This is a genomic window from Oleiphilus sp. HI0079 (assembly GCF_001635105.1).
On record NZ_LWFT01001082.1, the window covers coordinates 1 to 965 of the forward strand.

Below are 965 nucleotides of genomic sequence, written 5' to 3' on the forward strand. Positions count from 1 at the left end.
AAAATATAATCAAGATCGCTAGCAAACCCGCGTACATAGGCGCAAAACGCAACATTGAAATACCCATTATTTTCTCCTAACTATTATTTTTTGGTGCTAGGCCCGCCAGGAAATTGCGTTACCTGACTAGGCTTAACTTTCGGCGTACCGCACTGCTCTACCTCGTCAATACGGACGACGGCATTCATTGGAATAAAAGTTCGATTAACACCCGCAAATTCATTCTTGAGCCGCTCTTCACTCGGATCAACAAGCAATTGCGAACGCNCTCCAAACAAAATTTCCTCAACCTCTATGAAACCATACATATCAGACGGAAAAACGTGCGAAGCGAAGATTTCGAACACTTCGTCCTGATTATAAAAAACGACTTTGTATGTTTTCTTACTCTGCATAAAAATACTATCAACTTCCTAAGCGATCTTGAGGGCGGCGAATCATAGCAAAATTACGACTCAGAAAGCGACCTAAACGCTTATAAAACAGCCTACAAAACGGACACAAAACAAACAAAAAATCGCTATAATTCAGACGTCGTGGGCGCTATAATTCTCGACCTTTTAAACTCAGGGTTTGAATTTCTTCGATGACTAAAAAGCTGTTTATCAAAACGCACGGCTGCCAGATGAATGAGTACGACTCATCGCGCATGGCAGACCTGCTTCGTGAAGGCCAAGACGTTGAACTTACCGACAGCGCAGACGATGCTGATATTCTCTTATTGAATACTTGTTCTATAAGAGAAAAAGCGCAGGAAAAAGTGTTCCACCAACTAGGGCGCTGGAAGAAACTCAAAGACTCAAACCCAAATCTGACGATAGGTGTCGGCGGCTGCGTTGCGAGCCAGGAAGGCGAGGCTATTCGTGACCGCGCGCCTTTTGTTGACGTTGTTTTTGGCCCCCAAACACTGCATCGACTACCAGAAATGATCGATGCATCCAAGACTACCGACGTTGGTGTAATTG

1 protein-coding gene and 1 pseudogene are annotated in these 965 nt (G+C 44.2%); one reads left to right on the plus strand and one right to left on the minus strand.

Annotation, left to right across the window (positions count from 1 at the left end; all coding sequences use genetic code 11):
- Positions 1-83: 83 nt before the first annotated feature.
- The gene (locus A3750_RS19280; RefSeq protein WP_068548646.1) at positions 84-395 is read right to left on the minus strand and encodes a DUF1820 family protein; all 312 of its coding nucleotides are present in this window, start codon (positions 393-395) and stop codon (positions 84-86) included.
- A 191-nt stretch (positions 396-586) separates the two neighbouring features.
- On the opposite strand from A3750_RS19280, the pseudogene A3750_RS19285 reads away from it, so the two are divergent.
- Positions 587-965, plus strand: a pseudogene (locus A3750_RS19285) (tRNA (N6-isopentenyl adenosine(37)-C2)-methylthiotransferase MiaB); the annotation flags it as partial.